Genomic DNA, 23815 nt, shown 5'->3' on the forward strand with positions numbered 1-23815 from the left:
CGGCCGCGGGCGGGATCTGGCTGAGCACGATGCCCTCGTTGTACTCGGGCCGGTACTGCCGCACCAGGACGGGGTAGGACGCCCAGGCCTCCCGGTAGGTGCCGACCGCGTAGGGGACGTCGGCGCCGCGCGAGAACCGCCGCCTCTGCCACCACCGCCCGATCGCCTCCGCCACCCTCCGCACGCTACGCGCGACCACCGACGCGGAAGCGGCGCCCGCGTGCGCAGGCGAGATCTCGAGACGCCCTCCGGGCTGCTCCATCAGCATGCGCGGCGGAAGGGACTATCCGCCCGCGCGGCGTGCTCCCGGTCGACTGGGAGCGGCGGAGCCGTCCCTCGCCTAGTGTGCGGAGTCCTGCTCGTCGATGTCCGCGATCTCGGCCTCGTCCGGCTTGAAGGTCAGCGAGAACATGGCGATCGCGACGAGCACGACGATGAAGGCGACGCCGAACGAGATGAGCGCGACGACCGGCTCGCGGGTCGAGAGCATGACGACCAGGCCGACGAAGGCCGCCATCACCGCGGAGAAGCCGATGAGCTCGAGCGGGCGCAGGCGGTCCTTGCGGGTCGGCTGGAACGTGCGGGGCGTGAACTCGCCGGGGTCGCGCGTCGGGGCGGAGTCGGCCGCCGAGGCGCGGTCGGCGGGCGAGGCGGGGTCGGGCTGCTGGCCTTCGGCGGTCATCGGTCTCCTCCGGAGGTCGGTGTCGTGGGGGCGACGGGATCGTGTCCGGTGGCTGCGTCGGCGCCGGCGGCCCATTTGAGCGAGAACGCCGCGATGGCGAGGAACACGGCGACCATCACGGCGTAGGCGCCGAGGAGGCCGACGGTGACGACGGGGTGGGGCGGGAGGAGTCCGAAGGCGGCGCCGAGGAGCATCGTGCCGACGCCGACGATCACGGAGTCGCGGGCGGCGAGGCCCTGACCGCGGTGGCCGCTCGAGAACTCGAGGAAGCCGGAGAGCAGCGCCCAGCCGGCGACGAGGGCGACGAAGGAGAGCAGGTTGGCGACCGGCAGTGCGACGAGCGCCGCGACTCCGGCGACCAGGGTGAGCACCGCGGAGCCGACGGCGAGCGGGCGGGCCCGGCCGCTCCAGCTGCGGAGCCCGAGGGCGAGCGAGACGGCGCCGGTCGCGATCGCGAAGCCGCCGAAGACGGCGAGGCCGAAGGCGGGCCCGTGGTCGGGCGAGAAGGTGACGACGCAGCCGGCGACCGCCGCGATCACGGCGCGCGCGAGGGGCAGGGTCCACAGGCGGCGGTCGGAGTCGGCGGCGATGGCCACGGTCGAGCCTCTCTGGGATGGAGGGAGAAGGCGTCCGGGAGCGGACGGCTGGGCGCGCGACGGCACGGCGACGCGGACTCCAGCGATTTTACGCTCCCGCGGCTCCGCCCAGGCCCGGAGCGGGGCCGGGGGCGCGATCCGGGGCGAAGTCGCAGGCGGCTCAGCCGAGCCAGACCTCCTCGACCCGCGGGAACACGGCGTCGGCGGAGAAGCGCTCGCGGAAGCGCGCCCCGGCCTTCTCGACGACCTCGGCCCGCGCGTCCTCGTCGGTGATGAGCTCGGTCAGTGCGGCGGCGAGGCCTTCCACGTCTCCGGGCGCGACCACGCGGCCGCAGCCGTCGCCGAGGACCTCGGGGATGCCGCCGACCGCGGTCGAGACGACGGCCGCATCGCGGGCGAGGGCCTCGAGGATGAAGATCGGCATCGCCTCGTCGCGCGAGGGCAGGACGGCGATGGACGCCTCGTCGAGCAGGGCGAGCAGGCGGGCGTTCTCGAGCGAGCCGAGGAACTCGATCCCCGGGACGCCGCGGTCGACGACCTCCGGCTCGCGGATCGGACCGGCGACCAGCAGGCGCCAGCCCTCCTTGCCCTCGACCTGCGCCCACGCCTTCTGCAGCACGTCGACGCCCTTGCGGTGGCTGACGACGCCGCCGAAGACGACGGTGCGGGTCTTCTCGCGCGGGGTGCCCTGCTCGAGCGCGTTCGGCACGAGGTGCACGCGCTCGGCGGGGACGTAGCGGCGGCAGATCGCCGAGGTCTCCTCCGAGAGCGAGATGATCTCGTCCGCGCTGCGCAGCACGTCCTTCACCAGGCGCGGGTGCGCGGCGGTGAAGGCGGCGAACTCGCTGCCGTGCAGGTGGGCGACCGTGCGCAGGCCCAGGCGGTGCGCGAGGCGGAGGAGGGACCCCTCGCGGAGGAACGAGCCGCGCTCCGAGAGGTGGACGACGATCACGGCGCCGGGCTCCCGGCGCGCGATCGCGACGATGCGGGCGGCGGCGCCGGCGGCCAGGCGGGCCGCGGCGACGTGCTCGCCCGGAGCGGTGCGGGAGGAGATGACCCGGACGTCCGAGCGCTCGAACGGCCAGCGCAGGTACCCGTTGACGACCTGCGTCATGCCTCCGGGGACCTCTCCGCTGCGGCCGACGTGGTACACCCGCGTCTTCGGGCCGGCAGGGGCTGCCGCGGCGGCCGGGCGGCTGCGGGGCGGCACGGCGAGCAGCGCCTGGATGTCGTCGCGGACGCCGCGGAGGCGCCCGCGGGCGACGAGCAGCTTCTCGAGCAGCTCGCTCCGGCGGGCGACGACGGCGGAGAAGGTCTCGACGCCGGCGGCCGGGGTCGTCCGGGACATGTCGACCGTGACGTCGTGGATCCCGATGGTCTCGAAGTGGCGCGAGGCCTTCGTCGATCCGTCCATCTGCAGGCTCACCGGGGCCGCGCCCTCGGTGAACGCCATGATGATCACGTGCAGCCGGTCGCTCATCGCGACGCGGGCCGTGCGGTAGAGCTCGCGCAGCAGGATCTCGTGCTCGTCGTGGGTGTGCGCCGGATCCCAGTCGAGGATGTCCGCGTCGAGGTCGGCGGCGAGACGGCGGGAGCGCTCGGCGTCGACGGCGACCTGCGTGACGACGACGATGTCGAGGTCCTCGCGCTCGGCGAAGCCCTTGATCGCGGCCAGCCACTCCTGCTCGGGGTAGGGGCGGGCGTCCACCTCGTGGTCCTCGCGGAGGGAGAGGACCAGAACGCGCCGCTCCTCGTCGGGCTGCGCGGCGAACGCGGTCAGCTCCGCGTCGCTCGAGCCCTCGCCGTAGCCGAGGTCGGGCATGGCGGCGCCGACGCGCATGTAGCCGGCCGTCTTGTCGTCGCGCCAGCGGGTGTAGCTCGAGAGCGCCATCGAGGGCCACATGATCGCGCGGGGCAGCGGGGCGAAGTTGCGGGTGCCCACGCCGGCGCGGATCACGCGGCCGCCGCCGAGGCGCACGAGGGCGATGCCCGGGAGCATCACGAGGTGCTCCTTCATCCCGATCAGGGTCAGCTGGATCTCTCCCGGCTTGAACACCGAGTTCGCCCGGCCGGCGAGGGCCTCGCGGGCGAGCGCCGCGTACCAGCGCAGGAGCGAGCGGTACACCGTGTCGTCCGGGCCCAGGCGCAGGCCGTCGTCGTAGCCCCACGGCGAGTGGCCCACGTAGACGTGGAGCGGACCCGACTCGCGGAGCCAGTCGAGGAGCTGGCGACGCAGGATGATGTCGCCGATGTTCTCGTACTGGCCGCGGCCGACGGCGAAGATCGATCGGGCAGGTGTCACGGGCGGGCCTTTCGGAGGGGTTCGCGTGGGGGTGACCGGTGCGGAGCGGGGAGCGTCGCGGGTCTCCCCGGTCGATCCTCCTGCCGCGCTGCCGTCGTGGGCCGGGCCGGCCGGGCTCCGCAGGAGCGGGCTCGGGGCCGATGGCGCCCCGGGCAGACTAGCGCAGGCGGGCTCGGCGGCTCGAGGAGGAGTGCTCGCGTCAACAGCCGTTGGTGACCAGGAAGGCCTTGAGGAAGGCGCCGGTCTGGTAGACGTACTGGTTCACCAGGTAGTCCAGGCCCATCGGCTCGCCCGAGGGCACCATCGAGAGCTCGCCGGAGTAGCAGCGCTCGATGATCATCTCGGCGCGCACGAGGTGGGAGGCGTTGGTGATCACGATGACGTGGTCCCAGCCGTACTGCTCGGCCATGTCGCGCAGCTGCCGGGCCTCTCCCTGGGTCGTGAGCGGGTCGGCGGAGTAGCAGAGGACGTCGCCGCCGGGCTCGTTGCACTTCTTGTACTTCTTGGCCTCGTAGGGAGCGTTCATCTCGCCGGGGCCGACCGAGAGCACCATCGTGTCCGTCGCCCCGGAGGTGATGATCCGGCGGGCGAACTCGACGCGTGCCCTCGTGGAGGGGCCCAGCACGAAGACCGCGTCCGCCTGCTCAGGGATCGGGTCGATCGGGGGCGTGACGTAGAGCGGGATCCCGGCGCCGAAGAGGGCGAGCACCACGAGGGGGACGAGCAGGAGCCGTCCGATCACGGTGCGAGCGCGGACCCGGGGGCATCTCGGGCGCTCCCGGGACGGCGGGGTGGACGGGCGGTCGCCGGTCGCGGTCGTGGCCGTGTCCATCGCGTCCTCCCTCTCGTCGGGACCGCCGCTCGCCCGCGGCGGGTGATCCGCGACGCGGGTGCGACGGCGATCACCAGTGGAGAGCCCATCATCGCAGTGTTTCGGCGAGGGGTCGGCCCGGTGAACGCCCGGTCAATTCTCTCGCCCAGCGGCCCGGCCCGGGGCCGTGTCCAGAGTCGCCGGGTAGGGTCGCCGTTCCTCGACCGAGCAGCACTCCCCCTCGTCCATTCCGCGGACGGGCATTCCCGGAGTCCCCTCCCGATCCGACATCCGCCCTCCGATCCGTCGTCGACAGCGCGTGTGACCGTTCCGTATACACGCATGCGCGGCGGTCCGCCAGTCCTTCAGCGGAATCGCTGATATAACCCCGACCACCACGCCCGAATGGGGTACTACAACCTGAATCCGTCTCATCCAGCCATCAGTCGCAAGGCCCGTCTATAGCGTCGGGAGGACCAGCACCACCCCCTTGAGCAGCCCCCTCGAACCGCCCCCGACGCCCCCTCGAAGACCCGGAGCCGATCGTGAATCCTCAGACGACGCCAGACCCGACCCGCCCTCGCCGACGACGCGCACGCCTCTCCCTCACCACCGCTCTGATCGCCGCTCTCGGCATCCTGGTCGCCCCCCTCACGGCGCCCGCCGCCTCCGCGGCCACTCTCGACCCGGGCGCCGGGCAGAGCACGCGGATCCAGGAGACGAACTCCTCGCTGACCTACAGCGGCTCGTGGCGCACGATGACGGGCGGCGACAGCGGCGGCGGGATCAAGTTCCTCAACAGCACCGGCTCCGTCTCGTTCAGCTTCCGCGGCACCGGCTTCAGCTGGGTCAGCCGCACCACCGCCTCCGCCGGCATCGCCACCGTCACGGTCGACGGCGCGAGCACCTCGGTCGACCGGTACACGAAGACCACGGCGTACCAGGTCCCGGTGTTCACGAAGAAGGACCTCGCCGACACCGTCCACACGGTCAAGATCGCCTGGAGCGGCACGGCCAACAGCTCCGCGAGCGACAAGAACCTGGTCATCGACGCGTTCGACATCACCCGCGCGACTCCCGCCACCGAGGAGCCGACCGACGAGACCGGCGGCGGCGAGGACGACGGCCCCGTGCTCGACCCCTCCGGAGCGACCAGCCTCCTCGTGCAGGAGACCGACCCCGCGCTGCAGTACACCGGCTCGTGGAGATCGATGGCCGGCGGCGACAGCGGCGGCGGGATGAAGTACCTGACCTCCGCCGGCTCGGTGAAGTTCACGTTCGTCGGCACGTCGTGGCGCTGGATCAGCCGGAAGACCTCCTCCTCCGGCATCGCCGCGGTCTCGGTCGACGGCGGACCGGTCACCAAGGTCGACCGCTACAGCTCGACCGCGCAGTACCAGGTGCCGGTCTACGAGACGACCGACCTCGCCGCGGGCACGCACACCGTGACCATCTCCTACACGGGGACGAAGAACTCCAAGTCGACCGACAAGAACCTGATCATCGACGCGTTCGTCCTCGCCGAGGACGGCCTCGCGACCGACGCCGTGGAGCTCTCCCCCCTGACCGACGGCTACACCGTCGCCTGGGACGCGCCCTTCAGCTCCCGGGTCGTCTCGTACGACGTGCACCGCTCGAACGAGGACGGCTCCGGCGACACGGTCGTCGGCACCGTCGCCGACCCGGTGCGCCAGTACCGCGACGAGACCGCCGAGGCGGGACGCGCCTACACGTACACCGTCACGGCGACCGACGACGCCGGCCGCGACTCGCGGCTGAAGGAGTCGGCCACCACCACGGCCGACCTCCTCGCCTCCCGCGCCTCGCTGCTCGCGGCCTTCGACTGCCCCGCCGCCACCAAGACGGTGTCGACCTCGGCGCAGCTCGTCACGGCCCTGACCAACCCCTCCTCCGGCGACGTCATCCGCCTGGCGGACGGCGTCTACACCGGCAAGTTCGCCCTCCGCGGCACCGCCGCCCAGCCCGGCTCGATCTGGATCTGCGGCTCGCCCAACGCGGTCCTCACCTCCGGGTCCACCTCGAGCGGTACCGCGCTCATCCTGAACACGGTGAGCGACGTGCACCTCGTGGGCTTCTCGGTCCGCAGCTCCTTCCAGGGCATCCAGGTGCTCGCCAGCAAGGGCGTCCAGATGGCCGGCCTGACGGTGAGCGAGATCGGCTACGAGGCGGTCCACTTCCGCAGCCAGACCACCGACTCCCTGATCGTCGGCAGCACCATCCGCCGCACCGGCCTCGTCTCCGCCAAGTACGGCGAGGGCGTCTACGTCGGCACCTCCGACCGCAACTGGTGCGAGTACAACAGCTGCAACCCTGACCGCACGGCCCGCATCGCGGTCGTGGACAACGCGATCAGCGACACCGGCGCCGAGCCGATCGAGGCCAAGGAGGGCACCCTCGACGGCGACATCATCGGGAACACGGTCCTCGGCGGATCGCGGCTCGCCTCGGACGTCGTCTCGCTGATCCTGGTCTCGGGCAACAGCTGGCTGGCCGCGGGCAACTCCGCCGCGGGCACCACCACCTACGGCTACCAGGTGATCACCCGCGCCGACGGCTCGGGCAACGACAACACCATCAGCGGCAACCTCGCGCTGAAGACCAGCAACGCGGTGGTCTACCTCCACCAGCCGTCCAACTGGTCCACCAGCGGCAACACGCTGAGCTGCTCCAACTCCGGGAAGGACCTGATCGGGAACGTGGCCTGCACGCCGTGACCTGATCCGCTCCCCGCGCGCAGAACCGCCGCCGTCGTCCCCTCGACGGCGGCGGTTCTGCGTGTGCCCGCCTCCCGCCGACTACGCGGGAGCCGGCGGGGTCGCGCGCGACGACCGCGACCACCGCGGACTCGCGAGGGCGCGGGCGGGCGCTCGGCGTCTCCGGGGCCGCAGGAGTGGGCCGGTCGGACGGTGACGCGATCAGAGCCCGGCTGACGCGCCCGCGCCTCTCCAGCACGCAGAAGTGGGCGGAGGAGGTCCGGAGGGGCCGGCCATGCCCTGGAGAGCCCGCACGGGCCCGCCCCGGAGAGCCCGCTGGCCTAGGACGGGGACGCCGCCTCCTCTCGAGTCCGCGGAAGTCGGCGTGCTCGCGCGCGACTACCGCGACTCGTGCGGACTCGCGGGGTGAGCGGGCTCGCGGGGGACGGAGAAGGGTCCGGTCCGGCCACGGCGGGCGTTGGAGAGGCTGGGAGGGCGGATGCGCCGGCCAGGCCTCGCAGAGCCCGCACGGGCCTGCCCCGGACAAGCGGCGCAGTCCCCGGACGCAGAAGAGCGCACCGCGGCCGGGGCCGGGGTGCGCTCTTCCGCAGCGTGCGAGGACGCGATCAGACGATCGCGGGGGCCTTCTGCAGCTTGTGGCGGGCCAGGACGACCGCGCCGACCACGGGGGTGCCGGCGGTCTCGATCCAGTGCACGTCGGCGGCGGCCTGGGGCGAGTCGACCTTGCCCTCGATCAGGACGAGGACGGCGCCGTCGGCCACGCCGCGGAAGGTCGGCGACTGCTCGGTCGCGCCGAGAGTGCCGGTGACGATCAGGACGATGTCGTAGACCTTCTCGAGCTCCTCGACCAGCGCGCGGAGGGCGTCGGTCGGCATCGGCGTGCCGGCCTGGGCGCCGCCCGCGGGGAGCAGGTCGACGCGGTCGGTCGAGCGCTTGATGATCGCGTCGTCGAGCGAGGCGGCTCCGGCGAGCACCTCGCGCAGGCCCGGGCGTCCGCCCGAGGCGGAAGCGAGAGCCGAGCCCTCGGCGGTGCCGTCCACGATCACGACGGACGAGCCGAGCACGGCCAGCGCCTTGGCGAGCAGCACCGCGCTGGCGGTGTGCGGGGTCTTCTCGGACGCCGGGGCGATCGCGAAGGAGGAGTACGAGCGGGTGCGCGCGATGGCGGAGAGCTCGAACGCGACGGCCGAGTAGCGGGCCGGGATCTCGGTCGAGTTCAGCATCTCGTCGAGCTTGGTGGCCTTGACCGGGACGATGCCCAGCAGCGGCCGGTCGATCGCGGAGCGGACGTCGTCGCCGCTGCGGAGGCGGCGGTCGAGGGCGGTCATCACGATCGCCACTCCCACGCCGACCACGGCGCCGCCGAGGATGCCGAGCGCGAGCAGGACGAGGATGCCACCGGTGACCGGCAGCTCCGGCGGGAGCGCCTGGCTGAGCACCTGGAGCTGGATCTGCGGGACGGCGACGCCGTTCGTGGTGGTCGCCGGATCGGCGCCCTTCACGGCCGCGTCGAGCTGGGCGGCGACCGCGTTGGCGATGACCGCGGCCTGCTCGGGCGAGGGGTCGGTGGCCGAGATCGTGATGACCACGGACTCCGGCTCGGCGAGGACGGTCACGCGCTTGGCGAATTCCTCGATGGGCTCGTCGATGCCGAGGCCGTCGATGACGCCCTGCAGGACGGTGTCCGAGGTGCCGAGGGCGACGGAGGTGACCGTGGCCTGGGAGGCGGCGCTGTTGGCCGCGACCCGGTCCGCGGTCGAGAGGACTCCGGACGAGGAGACCGCGACGTACACGCGTGCGTCCGCCTTGTACTGCGGGAGGAGGACGGCGTTGAGTACCAGGGCCGCCACGGCGCCGAGCAGAGCGAAGGCGACGATGTAGACCCACCTCCGGCCGATGCCGGCGAACAGTCCGTTCAAGGTCATGGTGTGTGGTGTCCCTTTCGTCGACTGCACCGGAGTGCAGGGGGTCTGACTGTAGCGTCGTGATGTGTCGTCCGCGTTGCGCGGACCCGGCCGCGAGGTTTCGCGCGGGAGCGGTGGATCAGAGGTGGGCCTGCAGGAAGGCGAGGATCGCCTTCTTGTTGTTCGGGGTGTTGTTCTGGAGCCCGTGGTGGCCGGAGCCGTCCACGCCGACCTCGGACGCCACTCCGGCGTCCTGCAGGGCGACCTGCATCGCGTCGGCCTGCTCGACCGGGACGAGCTCGTCCTCGGAGGTCAGCCAGATCTGCGGGGCGTCCGTGGAGTCGACCGAGGTGATCGGCGACGCGGGGATGCTCTGCGGGCAGGTCGTCGAGTCGATCTCGTCGCAGTCCAGGTAGGAGAGGATCTGCTCCTTCGCCTCGGGCACCGGCGTGCCCAGCGACATCCCGGTCTCGGTCATGTCGGCGACCGCCGAGAAGGCGACGACCGTCTTGACCCGCGAGCCCTCGGTGAGGGAGCCCTCGCCGAGCGTGCCCATGGTCGCTCCGATGATCGCTCCGGCGGAGCTGCCCATCACGCCGATGCGGGCGGGGTCGAGGCCGAAGCGCGTGACCTGCGCGGGCTCGCGCAGCCACTCCACGGCGGCCTGCGCGTCCTCGATCTGGCCGGGGTACCGGCTGTCCTGGAGGAGGCGGTAGTCGACGGAGACCGAGACGAAGCCGCGCTCGGCGTAGTACTCGCAGAGCTCGGTCATCCCGCCCTCGTCGCGGGCGCCGTCGACGAACCCTCCGCCGTGCAGCATCAGCAGCGCGGGGCGGTCGGTGCCGCCCGCGGTGGGGAGGCAGGCGTCGGCCTTCAGCGAGACGCCGTCGACCGAGCGGTACTCGATCGCCTTCTCCGTCGTGAAGCCGTCGGGCGTGCGGACGGGCTCGGGCTGCGAGGAGCAGCCGGCCAGCCCGAGGGCGACGGCCACGACGGCCGCCAGGACTCCGGCTCTGCGTGCTCGTGTCGTCTTCACTCGTGGGACTCCGCTCTCTTCTTCTCGTAACTGGGGGAGGTGCCGGGCTCATCGGCCGGGACCGCGACGGGATCGGAGACGACTCCGGGGCCGCGCGCAGGGACGGGCACGGGCTTGCGCCGCTTGCCGGGGCCGCCGAGGGCGGCCGGGGGGACGTAGATCCACTTGACCTTCGAGAGGTAGCGGGTCACGAAGAGCGAGAGGACGACCGCGAGCACCATCACGACCAGCAGCAGCGGCACCTCGAAGCCGCCGATCTCGGAGCGGTCCTCGGGGAGGATCACCCGCAGGATCGTGATGGCGATCACGATGAAGTAGAGGTGCAGCAGGTAGATGTGCAGGCTGCGCTCGCCGCAGATCGTGAAGAAGTTCAGGAATCGCACTCGGGAGAGGGCCCGCGACACGAGGATGCCCATCGCGACGGCGGCCATCTGGCCGGCGAGGGCGAGGAACGGCACCCAGCGGATCGGGAAGAGGAAGAGCACCGCGCTCAGCACGACGAAGACCGGAGTGACGTAGAGGAACGCGCGGCTCCCCTTCTGCTCGACGAAGTCGATGATCCTCTTCGAGTAGAGCGTGCCCACCAGGAAGAAGACGAACAGGGCGCCGATGCGGTTCCAGCCCACGTTGGTCGTGTTGAGGAGACCGGTGGTGAACATCGTCCCCATCACCGCGGCGAGGGCGACCTGCACGCGGTGGTCGACCTTGCGCAGGAGCCACGCGCCGAGCGTGAAGAGCACGAGGCCGTAGATGAACCAGTAGCTGCTGCTGGGCCAGAAGAACAGCAGGAGCAGGTTGAGCGGGTCGGTCGCGGGGAGCTCGCCGAGTCCGCCGTTCGCGAGCGGCACGACCAGGTAGAAGGCCATGCGGATCACGGACCAGACCACGTAGAGCCAGAGCAGCGGGTACAGCCTGCGGCGCCAGAGGTCGCCGAAGCTCCAGGTGCGGATGCGCGAGCCGAAGAGACCGGACACCAGGAAGAAGAGGGGCATCGGGAACAGCTCGAACACGACCTTGATGCGGCCGAGAGTGTTCTCGACCCCGATGTCACCGAGGTACAACGACGTGTGGTAGTACACGACCATCAAGATGGCGGCACCCTTGGCGAAATCCACCCATTCGCGTCGGGCCCCGCCCGCAGGCTTCAGCAGCTTCATTCTCTCCCCCTTGTGCCCGGTCGTACCGCTCGTGAATTCCATCCGAGGTGAACAAGGCTCAGAGAAGGACGCAGGCTCGGTCGCAGAATGCGACCGAGGATCAAGACTAAGGGTGTATCGTCCGCGCCGCACATTCGACGGAATAGTGACGAGGACTCGATTGCCGGGAAGCGCACTCCGGCGACTCCGCTCACCATGGAGACGACGGTCACCGGCGTCCGTTCCCGGCGCTCATCGCCGCTCGGTAGAGCGCGGGCGCCGCGGCGGCGAGCCCGAAGAGGACGGAGCGCTTGAGGTCGCGCCGGCGCACGAGCGCGACCAGGTGCCGGAGCCCCGCCTCGTCGTGCGCGGCCCGCCAGAGCCGGTCGGCCTCCTCGGGGCTGTGCGCGCCCGAGGTGGCGTCCTTGAAGCGGGAGAGCAGGGAGAAGCGCGCGCGGTAGTAGGAGTAGTCCTGCGAGTCGAGGAGGCGCGGGTCGAGCCCGCGGGCCGTCCGCTCGATCACGGCGGCGAGCCCGGCGAGCGAGTCGGCGCGCTTCGCGCCCGAGCGGATGATCGAGCCGGAGCGGAGGCGGTACTCGTAGACGGAGTCGGGGACGACGACGACCTCGTCGGCCGCGGCGAGCAGCTGCGCGACCTGCGCCTGGTCCGAGTGCTGGCGGATCCGCGTGAAGTCGATGCCGTCGAACAGCTCGCGGCGGAACAACTTGTTCCAGAGGTGCCCGGTCAGCTCCCCGACCAGGAGCGCGGTGAAGGCGCCCCGGCCCGAGAGCGCGAGCGGGCCGCGCAGGGAGCCGACGGGCGTGGATCCGGTGGCGTCGACCGTGACCGCCTGGGCGACCACCACGTCGGCGGGGCCCGCCTCCCCCGCGGTGAGCATGGCCTCGACCGCGGTCTCCGGCCACTCGTCGTCGGCGTCGACCAGCCAGACCCATTCGCCGGCGGCCTGGCCGACAGCGCGCTCGCGAACGGCCGCGACGCCCTGGTTCTCGTCCTGGCGGAGGTAGCGGATCCGTTCGTGCTCCTCGGCGAACGCGCGGCCGATCGCCTCGGTCCCGTCGGTCGAGGCGTCGTCGACCACGAGGATCTCGAGCTCGGCGTGGGTCTGCCGCAGCAGGCGCTCCAGGGCCGAGGCGAGGTGCGCCTCCTCCTGGTGCGCCGGGACCACCACCGAGACGAGGGTCACTTCTGCCCCACGACCCGGCGGAGCACCGTCTCGAGGTCGCGGCCGCTGGACTCCAGCGAGAAGCGGTCGAGCCAGCGGTCGATGCCGGTGATCTCGAGCTCGCTCGCGCGGATCAGCGCGTCGGCGAGGTCGGAGGCGGAGGGGGTGAGCGCGAGCTCGCCGGTCAGGCCGGGGACGATCGCGTCCGCGACTCCGAGCGCCCCGGACACGGCGACCGAGGGGACGCCGGCGGCGGCCGCCTCGACCAGCACGTTGCCGAAGCCCTCGCGCAGCGACGGGAGCAGCACGACGGCGTTCTCGTCGAAGTGGTGGAACCAGTCCTCGACCCAGCCCATGTCCTGGAAGTCCACGCCGCGCGCGGTCGCCTCCGCCTTCATGCTGCCGAGCAGCGGGCCGCCGCCGAAGGAGACGACCTTCGCGGGGATGCCGCGGCGCTCCAGCTCCTCGGCCGCGAGGATCGCGAGCTCGGGTCGCTTCTGGACGACGAGGCGGCAGGGCAGCACGATCTGCAGGCCCGCCGCAGTGCCGGGGGTGCGCGAGACCTGGCGGGAGCGGTCGACCTTGGCGGTCGCCGGGTTCGGCACGACGGTGCAGCGCTCGCCCGAGACGCCGAAGCCGGCGACGAGCTCGCCCGCGACGGGGTGCGAGATCGCGATGACGTGGTCGGCGCGGCGGTAGAGCGTCTTGGCGAGCCCGAGCTGCACCTTCTGGGTCCTCGAGAAGCCCGGGATGCCGAGCGAGACGAGGTTGCGCTCGCTCACGATGGTCTTCGGGCGGTCCGCCTTCGCGGTCATCTCGGCCGAGGCCAGGAGCACGATGTTCGGGTAGCCCTGCAGGGCGACCGCGACGTCGGGGGTGCGGCGGCGGAACAGCTCCTTGAGCATCCGCGCCTTGCCGACGTGGCCCTTGCCCTCGCCGATGCGGTGCAGCACCGCGCCCTCGGGGAGGTACTCGTCGGTGCCCTTCACCGAGGTGGTGACCACGTCGACGTGGTGGCCCTGCTCGAGGAGCCAGCCCATCCAGGTGCGGGCGACGAACTCGGCCCCGCCGCCGTGCAGCGACGTGACGACGAACATGATCCGCATGCGCGGTCCCTTCTCCTGCGCCGCGCTCATCGCACGACCTCCGCGCCGAGGCCGCGGGTGTTGAGCGCCGAGAGGCGGCGCACCTCGGGCATGGCCGCGTCGATGGTGGCGCGCACGCCGCCGTCGCCCGGCTCCGCGAGGATGCGGTCGATCACCGGGAGGACGCGGTCGGCGAAGCCGGGGACCGGCTCGACGCACAGCTGCGGCAGGCCGATGAGGCGCATGATGCCCTCGACCTTGCCCTGGGTGGCGAGGGTGATCGCGGGGACGCCGAGCGAGAGCGACATGATCGCGAGGTGCATCCGCCCGGTGACGGTCAGCAGGGCGTCCTCGGCGAGGCCGCGGATCTCGGCGGGCATGAGCACGCGGTCGACGACGGTGACGCCCTCGGTTCCCACGCGCTCGGCGACCGCGCGGACGGCCACCTTGTCGTCGCCGATGGGGCGGGAGACGTGCGGGAGGAGCACGACGTGAACGCCGGCCGCGCGCAGGCGGTCGACGATGCGCTCGTACTCCGGCACCTGGTCGACCATGCCGGCGACGAGGGCGCTCGCGTTCACGAGCGCGAAGGGGACGCCCTCGGGCAGTCCCAGATCCTCGCGGAAGCTGCGGTCGCGGGTGCGCGCCGAGAAGACGATGTCGGTGACCTCCTCGACGCGCTGCACGCCGATGCTCCGGGCGCGCTCCGCCGAGAGCGGGTCGCGGAGCATCGGGACGACGCCGGCGCGGGAGGCGGCGATCAGGGAGCGGCGGGCGGCGAGGCGGGCCGCCGCGTTCCAGGAGAAGCCGAGGACGCGCGTGGGCACCCCTGCCTCGGCGGCGGCCTGCGCGAGCAGGGAGCGGCGGACCGAGCCGCGGAGGCTGTACTTGCCGTCCATCATGTCGGCGCCGACGACCGAGACCGAGCGGGCGCGGCGGATCAGCGCGGCGTAGGCGCGGAGATCGGCGGCGTGCGCGTCGCCCACTCCGTAGACCAGGTGCGGGAGCTCGACGACCTCGACCCGGTCGGCCTGCTCCTCGGGGATCACGACGTCGCCGGCGTAGCGCTGGACGACCACGACGGGGCCGGTGGTGTTCTCGAGGAACGCCTCCAGCATGGCCTGGTCGCCGATGTTGCCGCTGCCGGGAGCGGCGATCACGAGGTGAGACTCGGGCTCGGGTCGGAGGTCCGCGAGGGCGGCGCGGAGCACCGCCGCGTCGCGTCGGGCGGGCAGGCGGGTCGTCGTGACGAAGTCCTTCTTCCAGGACTTGACGACGCCGAGCTTGAGTTTCATCGATCTCTTTCGGTGGGAGGAACGGCGGCGGGAGGCCGCTCGGAGTCGGGGATGCCGGCCGTGACGGCTCCGTCGACCAGCGCGCTGTCGCCGGTGGGGCTGATGGCGTCGACCGTGGCCGGGGCCGGAGCGGCGGCCGGGCGGCTGCGGCGGAAGTGGCGGCGCAGGTCGGCGAGGCTGAGGATCTGGCGGCGGAACGCGGGGAGGATCAGCATCCAGAGCCCGACCCCGACCAGGACGGCGGCGCCGCCCAGGAGGAGGCGGAGGACGGGCTGGTCGGCGGCGATCCAGACGGTGGAGAAGTAGGCGCCCACCGTGATCGATCCGAACGTGATGCCGCTGCGGAGGCCGTTGGTGAACATCTCGCGGACGGGGGCATCGGAGGTGCGGCCGATCCAGATCAGCGCGGTCGGCCAGGTGAGGGCGAGCGAGCCGGCGTACGCGACCGCGACGCCCGTCACTCCCCAGTTGGAGCCGAGCAGGATCAGGACGACCATCAGCGGGCGGGTCGCCAGGCTGTACCAGACGCTCTGGCGCACGAGACCCTTGGCGAGGAACACCCAGTTGGAGCAGTACGCCGTGGCCTGGAAGAACCCGGCCACGAGCAGGATCTGGAAGATCGGGACCGAGGCGAGCCAGCGCTCCCCCACCAGGATCCGGATGACCGAGTCGGACTGGGAGCCGAGGACGGCGAGCACGAGGCCCATCGCCGTCAGCATCGCCGACTGGCCGAAGAGGATGAACGTGCGGAACCGCTCGCGCTCGTCCTGCAGCTTGGACAGCACGGGCAGTGCCACGCGCTGCACCGGAGAGTTCAACTGCTGCAGCGGCAGCATCATCAGCTGGAACGCGCGGTTGTAGAGGCCGAGGTCGACCGGGCCGAAGCGCGCGCCGATGATGACGGAGTCGACGTTCTTGCTCACGTAGGTCAGCGCCTGGGTCGCGAAGACGCCGCCTCCGTAGCGGAGGAAGTGGCCCATCGCCTCGCCGCGGCGGTAGCGGCCGGGACGCCAGCCCGTGATGAAGACCAGCATCAGCACGCTGATGAGCGGCTGCACGATCTGGCTCCCGGCCAGCGCCCAGTAGCCGGCGCCGCCGAGCGCCATCAGCACGCCGACCACGAGGCCCAGCACCTGGGCGACGATGTCGACCAGGGTGATCTTCACGAAGCGGAGGTGACGGGCGAGGTCGGCGCGGAACTGCGTCGAGATTCCGTTGAGGAGGAACGTCGAGGAGAGCACGACGGTCAGCAGCTGGAGCCGGTCGTCGCCGTAGAGGGCGGCGATCGGCCAGGAGGCCGCGATGACCACCAGGGTGAGGGTGAGGCCGATGCCCGAGTTCATCCAGAACAGGTTGCTCTTCTGGCCCGGCGTGATCTCCTTCGCCTGGATGGCGGCGGAGGAGAGGCCGAAGTCGCGGAAGATCTCGCCGATGCCGATGATCGCCGTGACCATCGCGAGCAGGCCGTAGTCGGCCGGCGAGAGCAGGCGCGCGAGGATGACGATGCCGCCCAGCTGGACGGCGATGCGGATCGCCTGCCCGCCGATGGTGACGGCGGCGCCGCGGCTCGCCGAGCGGCTGAGGCTCGGTGACGGCTTCTGCGTGGTCCCGGTCATCGGGTCGAGCCCTTCTTGGTGGCGATCGCGCCCTCGTAGGCCTTCTTGAGCTGGAGTCCGAGCACGTCCCAGTCTCGACCGGAGAGGGCGGGGAGCCCCTCCGGCGGCCGGGTGCGCGTGCGCTCGAGAGCGGCGGTGATCAGCTCGGGGGTGAGCTCGCCGTCGTACTCGATCACCCAGTCGCTGCCGACCTCCTCGGCCAGGGCCGTGTTGGTGGGCGTGCGAGGCACCAGGATCGGCCGGCCGAGCGACAGGGCGACCAGGATCGAGCCGGAGTTGTGCATCTCGCGGTAGGGAAGGACGATCAGCTCGGCCCGGCCGATCTCGTCGACCATCTCGGCGTCGTCGACCCGGCGGAGCGTGGTGCGCACCCGGGTGTCGCGGGCGGCCCGCTCCTCGACCAGCTCGCGCTGGCCCGGGCTGGGGCTGCCGACCACGTGCAGGGAGAGGGAGTCGTCCTCCACGCCGCGGAACACGTCCATCAGCTCGACGACGCCCTTGTACGGGCGGATGATGCCGAAGTAGAGGACGCGGCCGTGCTCGCGCTCGGGCAGCGGGTGCTGCGCGAACTGGTCGCGGTAGTGGCCGTGCAGCACGGTGACGGCGGGCGCCCGGCCGGGAGCGACGGTCGTCGGGTTCAGGCGGACGAACAGGTCGGTCGCGCGGTCGACCCGGGCCAGCGAGCGGCGCTCGGCGGCGGGACCGAGCTCGTGCGGGTGCAGGTTGTGCACCGTCCGCACGAGCGGGATGCGCTGGAGCGCGAGGCGCACCAGCAGCACGTCGAGGGCGCGGCGGCGGAGGAAGCGGTGCAGCGGGCTGCGGCCGCGGATCATCAGCTCGGGCCAGTGCACGTGCAGCACGTCGTAGTCGGCGAGCAGGGCGCTGCGCCAGGAGAAGAACAGCAGCTCGACGCCGGGCGCCAGGCCGTCGACGATCGAGTCGACGTACTGCGTGGTCGAGTCCGGCGGCGCGAGCGACTGCTGGACGACGAGCGCGGCCGGCGACGAGTCGTTCCTGCGGGCGAGGCGGCTCATCGCTCGCCCCGCATCCCGACGGCCATCGGCGCGTCGAAGATCCTCGCCCCGAGGGGCTGGCGCATCCGGATGCCCTTCGAGAAGTCGGGGACGTGCACCGGGTTGAGGCAGATGATGACGAGGAATCCCAGGAGCAGGTGGCTGGGGCGGACCGCGTCGATGGCGTTGTAGCCGGCGAGGCAGACCATGAAGCCGAGCAGGCCCGCCGCAGGACCGACGTCGCGACGGCTGAGCGTGGCGCCGAACATCGCGGCCACCATGATCACGAAGAGCAGCAGGCCGGGGATGCCGACGCTGATCAGCAGCTGCAGGAACGAGTTCTCGATGACGACGTCCGAGAACCGCCTGCCGCTGATGCCGGACGTCGCCGCTCCGGAGCCGAGCCAGTGCGTGAGCTCGGCCGCCTTCAGCGACACGGTCACCGCGAGGTCGCGGGCGCCGGCCGAGATGGAGGCGTCGAGGTTGTTGTTGCGGGCGGTGACGGGCTCGAAGTTCAGGACTCCGACACCCGCGACGAGCCCGGCGATCAGGATCGAGCCGGGCCGGAGCAGCGAGCGGTTCGGGTTGAGGAAGCCCACGGCGACGAGCGCGACGACGACCGCGACGGCGATGGCCGCCATCGGTCCGCGCGAGACGGTCGCGACGACGCCGCCCGAGGCCAGGATGCCCAGCAGCAGGTCCGACTTGCGGGAGCCCTGGAGCCAGGAGCCGAACGCGAGACCGGCGCCCACCGTGAGGAAGGTGCCGGCGAGCAGCGGGTGGCCGAAGGTGATCTCGGCGCGGTAGAGCGACCAGTGCTGGTCCTGCTCGTAGCCGAGGGCGCCGTAGACGGCACCGAGGATCGGGGAGCTCTGCGCGACCAGCTCGAGGGCGGCGTAGAGGGCGAGCAGCCCCGAGAGGATCACCCACGTCTTGCGCAGCAGCACGGCCTCGCGCTGGGCGTCGAAGACGAGCATCGGCACGCCCACGCAGATCGCGAAGCTGAACATCCACGAGACGCCCTCGGTCGCGTAGGAGCTGCGCACCGTCGCCAGGGCCGACCAGAGCATGAGGGCGATGAACGCGAGGATCACCACGGCCCGCCACGGGGAGAGCACGAGCTCGCGGGTCCACGCCTTGACGGGGGCGCGCCACAGCTCGGGAGCGAGCCCGCGTCGGATCGCCCAGATCACGAGGATGACGGCCCAGAGCGTCATGCGGAACGTCAGGGTCGAGGGGGTCAGCGGCGTCGGGACGAGCGCGAAGAACGCGAGCGCCATCGCCGGCAGCCAGTGCGCGGGGACCCGCAGCAGCACCCAGGCCCCGACGATGCCGCCGACTCCGGCGGCGATCACCAGGAGGCCGGTGGCCGGCTCCCGGGTCGAGAAGATGTACCCCATCCCGAGGACGATCACCAGGGCGACCGAGAAGAGCGCGCCGACGAGGAGTCGTCGCGGGAGGATGTCGATCACGTCAGGGAGTCCTTCTGGCGTCGGAGCGGAGTGGTGGAGGAGGGGGCGGGCGGTGCGGCACTCACGGGAGTGGTCCCGTCGGCCTCGATGAGGATCGCGATGCCCTCGCGAGCCGCCTCTCGGCGGCTGGGACGCCTGCGATGCCGTGCCCTCCTCCTCCACTGCTCGACCCTGGCGCCGACCCCCGGGGAGGAGGGGTCGCGTCGGTCCTGCCGCGGATCAGGCGGGGCCCTCCTGGAGCCAGCGGCGGAAGGTCCCGACCGAGTCCTTGTTGGTGAACTCCGGTACGACGTGACCATTATCGAATTCGGCGCCGCTGTGGTACGCGATCGTCGCCTCCTTGGCGACGGGGAGCGCCAGGCGACGCAGGCGTCCGCCGTGGAGCTCGGCGGGAGCGAGCTTGTCGGCCGTGCCGGCGCTGACGCGCAGACGCATGCCCTTCCACGCGTCCTGCGGCAGCCGGGCGGGGTTGGTCGCGCGCATCAGCGCCCGGTCTCCCCCGTACACGGCGAGAACGCGGTTCGACGGACTGGTATCGCGCGCCGCGAGGTCCTCGACGTCGAAGACGCTGCTGGCGTGGTACGCCCCGTAGATGTTCGGCACCATCTTCTTCGCGTAGGCCCAGCACATCATCGCTCCGCCGCCGGAGTTCGAGCGGAGGAAGCTCGCGCGGACGTCCCAGAGGTTCTGCACCCAGGCCGTGGCGGCCGTCTGCACGGCGAGCGCCGTGGGGTTGGTGTAGTTGCTCGGACCGCCGAAGTCCGGGCAGATGCTGACGAAGCCCAGGTCGACGAGTGGATCGGCCGAGTACCTGTAGGCGAAGTAGAGCGACGTGTAGTCGCTGCCGCTGGCGTGGTAGAACCAGGCGACCGGCACCGAGGAGCCTGATTTCGGCTTCGCCGAGTGCGGGACGAAGAGGCGGGTGGAGTCGCCGCCGATCTTCACATCGATGATCTCGTAAGGCTTCCTGCCGTTCTTCGAGAACGCGGTGTCGAGGCGCGAGACCTCGCCCGGAAGCTTCGGGATCACGCTGTAGTTCGGCGCGGCGAGCGCCGGGGTCGCTACGAGAGCGGAGGCGGTCGCGGCGGCTCCGACAGCGGAGGCGGCGAGCAGGAGGCGGCGCGAGAGGCCGCGCGGGGTGTCAGTCATATCGAGAATCCTTCGGAGCTTTCGCCATCAGTGTCGAGTCGGCCGACCATTCCGAATTCGACGCACATGAAGTGACGTCCGGCCCCCCAACCCATTCGAGAGTGTACGGGCCGCGGATGACGCGTGGATGTCGTTCTCATCACGTCTGGTCGCTCGGGCGGGGATCAGCGGGAGGAGGGGAAGAGACGGCGGGAGAGGCCCGAGGACTTCTCGGCCGTCTCATGCACCACGAAGGGCACGGCGGAATCGGCGGAGACGACCCGCCTCGCCGCGGCGAGTTCGAGCGTCTCGCGGGAGAGGCCCTCGATGTCGACGGTGACCGCGAGGCCGGAGTCGGCCAGGCGGGTGGCGATCTGCACCTGGTGGTCGTCGACGTGCTCGCCGAACGAGGCGCGGCGCGGAACCAGGATCGGCACCCGGCCCTGCTCGATGGCGCTGAGCGCGGTGCCCACTCCCCCGTGCGCGATGACGACGTCGGCCGCCTTCATCGCGGCGTTGAGCTCGTCGTGCGGCACGGAGTGGCGGCCGTCGATCCCGAGCCCGGAGACGTCGTTCGCTCCGGTCTGCCAGAGCACCTCCACGCCCTCGAGCAGCGGCGCGAGCGCGGCGAAGAAGCGGGGGAACGGGTAGCCGTCCTGCGTGCCGACCGAGACCACGGCGCGGCGGATCGGCTGCGGGACGACGTCCTCGACGCGGTAGGTGTCGAAGATCGAGCCGCCGAAGCTCCAGCGGTCGTCGGCCCAGGAGCGGTACTGGGTGTAGGTCGAGACGGCGGGGACCCGGGCGAGGATCCGACCGGTCATCGACGGGCCGAGCACGCGGGCGGCGCTCTCGATGTAGTGCGCGGGGATGCCGCGCGAGGCCGCGAGCGGCAGGAAGGAGAGGGCGGGGCTGGCGCCGGTGCTGAAGACGGCGTCGAAGGACCCGCGGGCCAGCAGGGAGCGGCCGATCATCGCGTTGCGGAGCACCGGCACCACGGCGCGGGGCGGCGGATCGGCGAGGTGGGTCACGCGCCGGTCGGCGAGGAGGGTGCGGCTGAGGGCGCTGTCGACAGTCGCCCAGTGCTGCTCCTCCGGGTCGACTCCGAGGAGCCCCGAGAGCGCGAACATCTCCTTGAGATGCCCGCCGCCGGAGCAGACGAAGAGATACGAAGCCATACGCGCCTTCACTGGTGATGATCGAGATAACAGGCGTGTGGATGATCGATCGTCCGCCGAGAACGACCCCCCGGTCCCTGGTGCAGAAGTCGCCCGATCATAGCAGGGAGGGTCTCCGAGGGGCACTTCTCTGAGAGAACTGTTCACCTCGCTGGAAAGCGATAGGGGCTCATTCGACAGGCGATATCCGCTCACTTCTCCGGAGGGTGGAAAGCGATATCCGCTCGACTCGGGGATGACCGGGAACGTCGCTCGGCACCCCGATAGCGGACCGGCCGATTCCCGTCGATCACCTGCACCGCACGGGCCGCGCGCGTAGCGTCGGACCACCGGCGCAGAGGCCGGTCGACCCAGGAGGAGCGCCATGAGCGACAACGAGCAGAACAGCCCCGTGATGGACGGAGCCGAGGACGCCAGCAACGACGAGAAGCTCGGCGGCCTGATCGACCAGGTCGAGCACGACCACGGAGCCGAGGGCGCCGGCGCGATGGCCGACGCGCTCCGCGACCGCGCCGACGAGACCGACACCGAGATCACCGAGGAGTCGGACGCGTCCGGCCCGGTCGAGGACAGCGGCACCGCCCAGGTCTGAGCGACGGGGCCCGGAGGACGACTCCGGGCCCCGCTCCCTGATCGCTGGGGAGAGCGGTGGGCCCTCCGGATCGCTCGTCAGAGCGGCCCGGCGAGCGCCGCCGATGTGCACCGGAGCGGCCCGGTGAGCGCCGCCCGACCCCCAAAGCCCTGTTTGACGGTGCGGGAGCCGCCGGTCACCATGGCCGCATGTCCTCTCTCGACGAGCTGCGCGCCACCGCGCATCCGATCCGCCTCCGCCTGCTGTCCCTGGTGACGGGAGCGGCGATGAGCGCCGCGGAGGCCGCCCGCGAGCTGCAGCTGTCGCAGGCGACGGCGAGCTACCACTTCCGCGTGCTGGAGCGCGCCGGGCTCGTGGCCGTCGTCGAGACCGTGCGCCTGCGGGGCGGCGAGGCGAAGAGGTACCGGCACGAGGCCTCCGGAAGGCCCTTCGACGTGACCGCGTCAGTGGACGCCGGGCCGGAGGAGGAGCGGGACCTGCACCTCGAGGCCCTGATCGAGGAGCTCCGGCGGCGCTCGTCGAGCCGGGCGGACGGTCCTCAGCTCTCGACGGACGCGGAGCTCTGGGTCGACCCCGAGGTCTGGCGGCGGGTGGTGCGGCACGTCGGGGAGGCGTCCGCGCTGCTGCACGCGGCGGCCCGGCCGCCGAGGACGCCCGGTACCTCGCCGGTGTCGATGACGACCGCCATGTTCCCGCTCCGCCGGCCGTGACCCGCGACGGGCGCGGGCCGCTGGCGCACGGTCCTCTCGCGCACGGCCCCTTCCGCTGGCTCCTCGCCGCCCGCACGACCGGGGTCCTCGGCAACGCCGTCGCTCCGATCGCCCTGGCCTTCGCCGTGCTGGACCTGACGGGCTCGCCGACGGACCTCGGACTCGTCGTCGCCGCGCGCTCCCTCGCCAACGTCGCCGTCCTGCTGCTCGGCGGCGTCCTCGCCGACCGGCTCCCCCGCTCCGTGATCCTCGTCGGCACCTCGCTCGCGGCGGCGGCCACTCAGGCCGCGGTCGCCGTGACGGTGATCACGGGGACAGCGACCGTCGCGGCCCTGGTCGTGCTCAGCGTGCTCAACGGCGCCGTCGCGGCGATGAGCCTGCCCGCCGCGGCCGCCCTCGTCCCCGAGACGGTGCCGGTCGGCGAGCTCCGCCCGGCCAACGCCCTGCTCCGCCTGGGCCTGAACGCCGGGAGCATCGTCGGCGCCTCGGGCGGGGCCGCGCTCGTCGCACTGGTGGGTCCCGGGTGGGGGCTGGCGGTCGACGCCGCGGGCTTCGCCCTGGCCGCGGTCCTCTACTCCCGTGTGCGGCTGCCGCGGACGGTCCGCTCGGGCCCGGGCGCCTCCGTCCTCGCCGACCTCCGCGAGGGGTGGCGGGAGTTCACGAGCCGGCGCTGGGTGTGGATCGTCGTGGCGCAGTTCACCGCCGTCAACGCCGCGTTCGTCGGCGCGACCACGGTCCTCGGCCCGGTCGTCGCCGACCGGTCCTTCGGCCGAGCGGCATGGGGACTCGTGATCGCCGCGCAGACCGTCGGCCTGGTGATCGGGGCCGTGATCGCGCTGCGCTGGCGGCCCCGCCGGGCGCTCGGGGCGGGCGTCGCCCTCATGGCGGTGACGGCCGTCCCGGTCGCCGCCCTCGGGATCCTCCCGGCGCTCCCCGCCCTCCTCCTCGCCTTCGCCCTCGGCGGAGTCGCGCTCGAGATCTTCGCCATCGCCTGGGACCAGTCGCTGCAGACCCACGTCCCCCGCGAGGCGCTCGCCCGGGTCTACTCCTACGACATGGTCGGCTCCTTCCTCGCCGTGCCGCTCGGGGAGGCGCTCGTGGGCCCGCTCGCCGACCTCGTCGGGCTCGACCGCACCCTGCTCGGCTGCGCCGCGGTCGTCCTCGTCGCCTCGCTCCTCGCGGCCTCCAGCAGGAGCGTCCGCGGGGTGGGCACGGACCGTCCGCGGCCGGAGACGCTCTAGCGCGTCACCGGAGGCGCGGGTGCGCAGGAAGGGGCGCACCACCCGGAGCCCGGGGGGAAGCAGCTCCAGGACGCCGTCCCAGGTGGCGGGGACGTCGGGG

Annotated in this window: 19 protein-coding genes; 4 read left to right on the plus strand and 15 right to left on the minus strand. The window is 72.1% G+C overall.

Features of this window, described 5'->3' with window-relative positions:
* Positions 1 to 340: 340 nt before the first annotated feature.
* The 4 genes from C5C36_RS17955 to C5C36_RS03205 form a co-directional block, all read right to left on the minus strand.
* On the minus strand, positions 341 to 682 hold the full coding sequence (locus tag C5C36_RS17955; protein WP_258069348.1) for a hypothetical protein: 342 nt from the start codon (positions 680 to 682) through the stop codon (positions 341 to 343).
* Positions 679 to 1278, minus strand: coding sequence for an HdeD family acid-resistance protein (locus tag C5C36_RS03195; protein WP_104309250.1), 600 nt, complete (start codon positions 1276 to 1278; stop codon positions 679 to 681). The genes C5C36_RS17955 and C5C36_RS03195 overlap by 4 nt, the downstream gene beginning before the upstream one ends.
* 160 nt (positions 1279 to 1438) lie before the next feature.
* A complete protein-coding gene (locus C5C36_RS03200; protein WP_104226626.1) occupies positions 1439 to 3580 on the minus strand; it encodes a glycosyltransferase family 4 protein in 2142 nt (713 codons plus the stop codon).
* A 199-nt stretch (positions 3581 to 3779) separates the two neighbouring features.
* On the minus strand, positions 3780 to 4412 hold the full coding sequence (locus C5C36_RS03205) for a YdcF family protein (protein ID WP_104247644.1): 633 nt from the start codon (positions 4410 to 4412) through the stop codon (positions 3780 to 3782).
* A gap of 524 nt (positions 4413 to 4936) precedes the next feature.
* Here C5C36_RS03205 and C5C36_RS03210 point away from each other — a divergent pair.
* Positions 4937 to 7126, plus strand: a complete 2190-nt coding sequence (locus C5C36_RS03210; protein ID WP_104309251.1) for a hypothetical protein — start codon at positions 4937 to 4939, stop codon at positions 7124 to 7126.
* Between the two features lie 605 nt (positions 7127 to 7731).
* Here the strand turns inward: C5C36_RS03210 and C5C36_RS03215 are convergent.
* The 11 genes from C5C36_RS03215 to C5C36_RS03265 all read right to left on the minus strand — a co-directional run bounded on the left by C5C36_RS03215 (position 7732) and on the right by C5C36_RS03265 (position 21172).
* Positions 7732 to 9051 (minus strand): Wzz/FepE/Etk N-terminal domain-containing protein, encoded by a 1320-nt coding sequence (locus C5C36_RS03215; RefSeq protein ID WP_104233544.1) that lies wholly within the window; start codon positions 9049 to 9051, stop codon positions 7732 to 7734.
* Between the two features lie 118 nt (positions 9052 to 9169).
* Positions 9170 to 10066 (minus strand): alpha/beta hydrolase, encoded by an 897-nt coding sequence (locus tag C5C36_RS03220; RefSeq protein WP_104247646.1) that lies wholly within the window; start codon positions 10064 to 10066, stop codon positions 9170 to 9172.
* Positions 10063 to 11223, minus strand: a complete 1161-nt coding sequence (locus C5C36_RS03225) for an acyltransferase family protein (protein ID WP_181027202.1) — start codon at positions 11221 to 11223, stop codon at positions 10063 to 10065. The genes C5C36_RS03220 and C5C36_RS03225 overlap by 4 nt, the downstream gene beginning before the upstream one ends.
* Before the next feature lie 208 nt (positions 11224 to 11431).
* Positions 11432 to 12406 (minus strand): glycosyltransferase family 2 protein, encoded by a 975-nt coding sequence (locus tag C5C36_RS03230; RefSeq protein WP_104309252.1) that lies wholly within the window; start codon positions 12404 to 12406, stop codon positions 11432 to 11434.
* Positions 12403 to 13521, minus strand: a complete 1119-nt coding sequence (locus C5C36_RS03235) for a glycosyltransferase (protein WP_104222481.1) — start codon at positions 13519 to 13521, stop codon at positions 12403 to 12405. The genes C5C36_RS03230 and C5C36_RS03235 overlap by 4 nt, the downstream gene beginning before the upstream one ends.
* Positions 13518 to 14765, minus strand: coding sequence for a polysaccharide pyruvyl transferase family protein (locus tag C5C36_RS03240; RefSeq protein WP_104288120.1), 1248 nt, complete (start codon positions 14763 to 14765; stop codon positions 13518 to 13520). The genes C5C36_RS03235 and C5C36_RS03240 overlap by 4 nt, the downstream gene beginning before the upstream one ends.
* On the minus strand, positions 14762 to 16381 hold the full coding sequence (locus tag C5C36_RS03245) for a lipopolysaccharide biosynthesis protein (protein WP_104288121.1): 1620 nt from the start codon (positions 16379 to 16381) through the stop codon (positions 14762 to 14764). Before C5C36_RS03245 ends, C5C36_RS03240 begins: the two co-directional genes overlap by 4 nt.
* Positions 16378 to 17415 carry a glycosyltransferase gene (locus tag C5C36_RS03250; RefSeq protein ID WP_104267447.1) on the minus strand — a complete coding sequence of 346 codons (1038 nt, stop codon included), beginning with the start codon at positions 17413 to 17415 and terminating at the stop codon, positions 16378 to 16380. The genes C5C36_RS03245 and C5C36_RS03250 overlap by 4 nt, the downstream gene beginning before the upstream one ends.
* Positions 17412 to 18866, minus strand: a complete 1455-nt coding sequence (locus tag C5C36_RS03255) for an O-antigen ligase (RefSeq protein WP_104269486.1) — start codon at positions 18864 to 18866, stop codon at positions 17412 to 17414. The genes C5C36_RS03250 and C5C36_RS03255 overlap by 4 nt, the downstream gene beginning before the upstream one ends.
* Before the next feature lie 219 nt (positions 18867 to 19085).
* Positions 19086 to 20015 carry a S9 family peptidase gene (locus C5C36_RS03260; RefSeq protein WP_104309253.1) on the minus strand — a complete coding sequence of 310 codons (930 nt, stop codon included), beginning with the start codon at positions 20013 to 20015 and terminating at the stop codon, positions 19086 to 19088.
* 164 nt (positions 20016 to 20179) lie between these two features.
* Positions 20180 to 21172 (minus strand): glycosyltransferase, encoded by a 993-nt coding sequence (locus C5C36_RS03265; protein ID WP_104260670.1) that lies wholly within the window; start codon positions 21170 to 21172, stop codon positions 20180 to 20182.
* Positions 21173 to 21536: 364 nt separating this feature from the next.
* On the opposite strand from C5C36_RS03265, the gene C5C36_RS03270 reads away from it, so the two are divergent.
* The 3 genes from C5C36_RS03270 (at position 21537) to C5C36_RS03280 (ending at position 23715) form a co-directional block, all read left to right on the plus strand.
* Positions 21537 to 21764, plus strand: coding sequence for a hypothetical protein (locus C5C36_RS03270; protein ID WP_104222474.1), 228 nt, complete (start codon positions 21537 to 21539; stop codon positions 21762 to 21764).
* Positions 21765 to 21952: 188 nt separating this feature from the next.
* Positions 21953 to 22474, plus strand: coding sequence for a helix-turn-helix domain-containing protein (locus tag C5C36_RS03275; protein WP_104260669.1), 522 nt, complete (start codon positions 21953 to 21955; stop codon positions 22472 to 22474).
* On the plus strand, positions 22471 to 23715 hold the full coding sequence (locus C5C36_RS03280) for an MFS transporter (RefSeq protein ID WP_258069188.1): 1245 nt from the start codon (positions 22471 to 22473) through the stop codon (positions 23713 to 23715). Before C5C36_RS03275 ends, C5C36_RS03280 begins: the two co-directional genes overlap by 4 nt.
* The last annotated feature ends 100 nt before the right edge of the window (positions 23716 to 23815 follow it).

The sequence above is a fragment of the Rathayibacter sp. AY1G1 genome (assembly GCF_002932095.1).
GTDB lineage: Bacteria > Actinomycetota > Actinomycetes > Actinomycetales > Microbacteriaceae > Rathayibacter.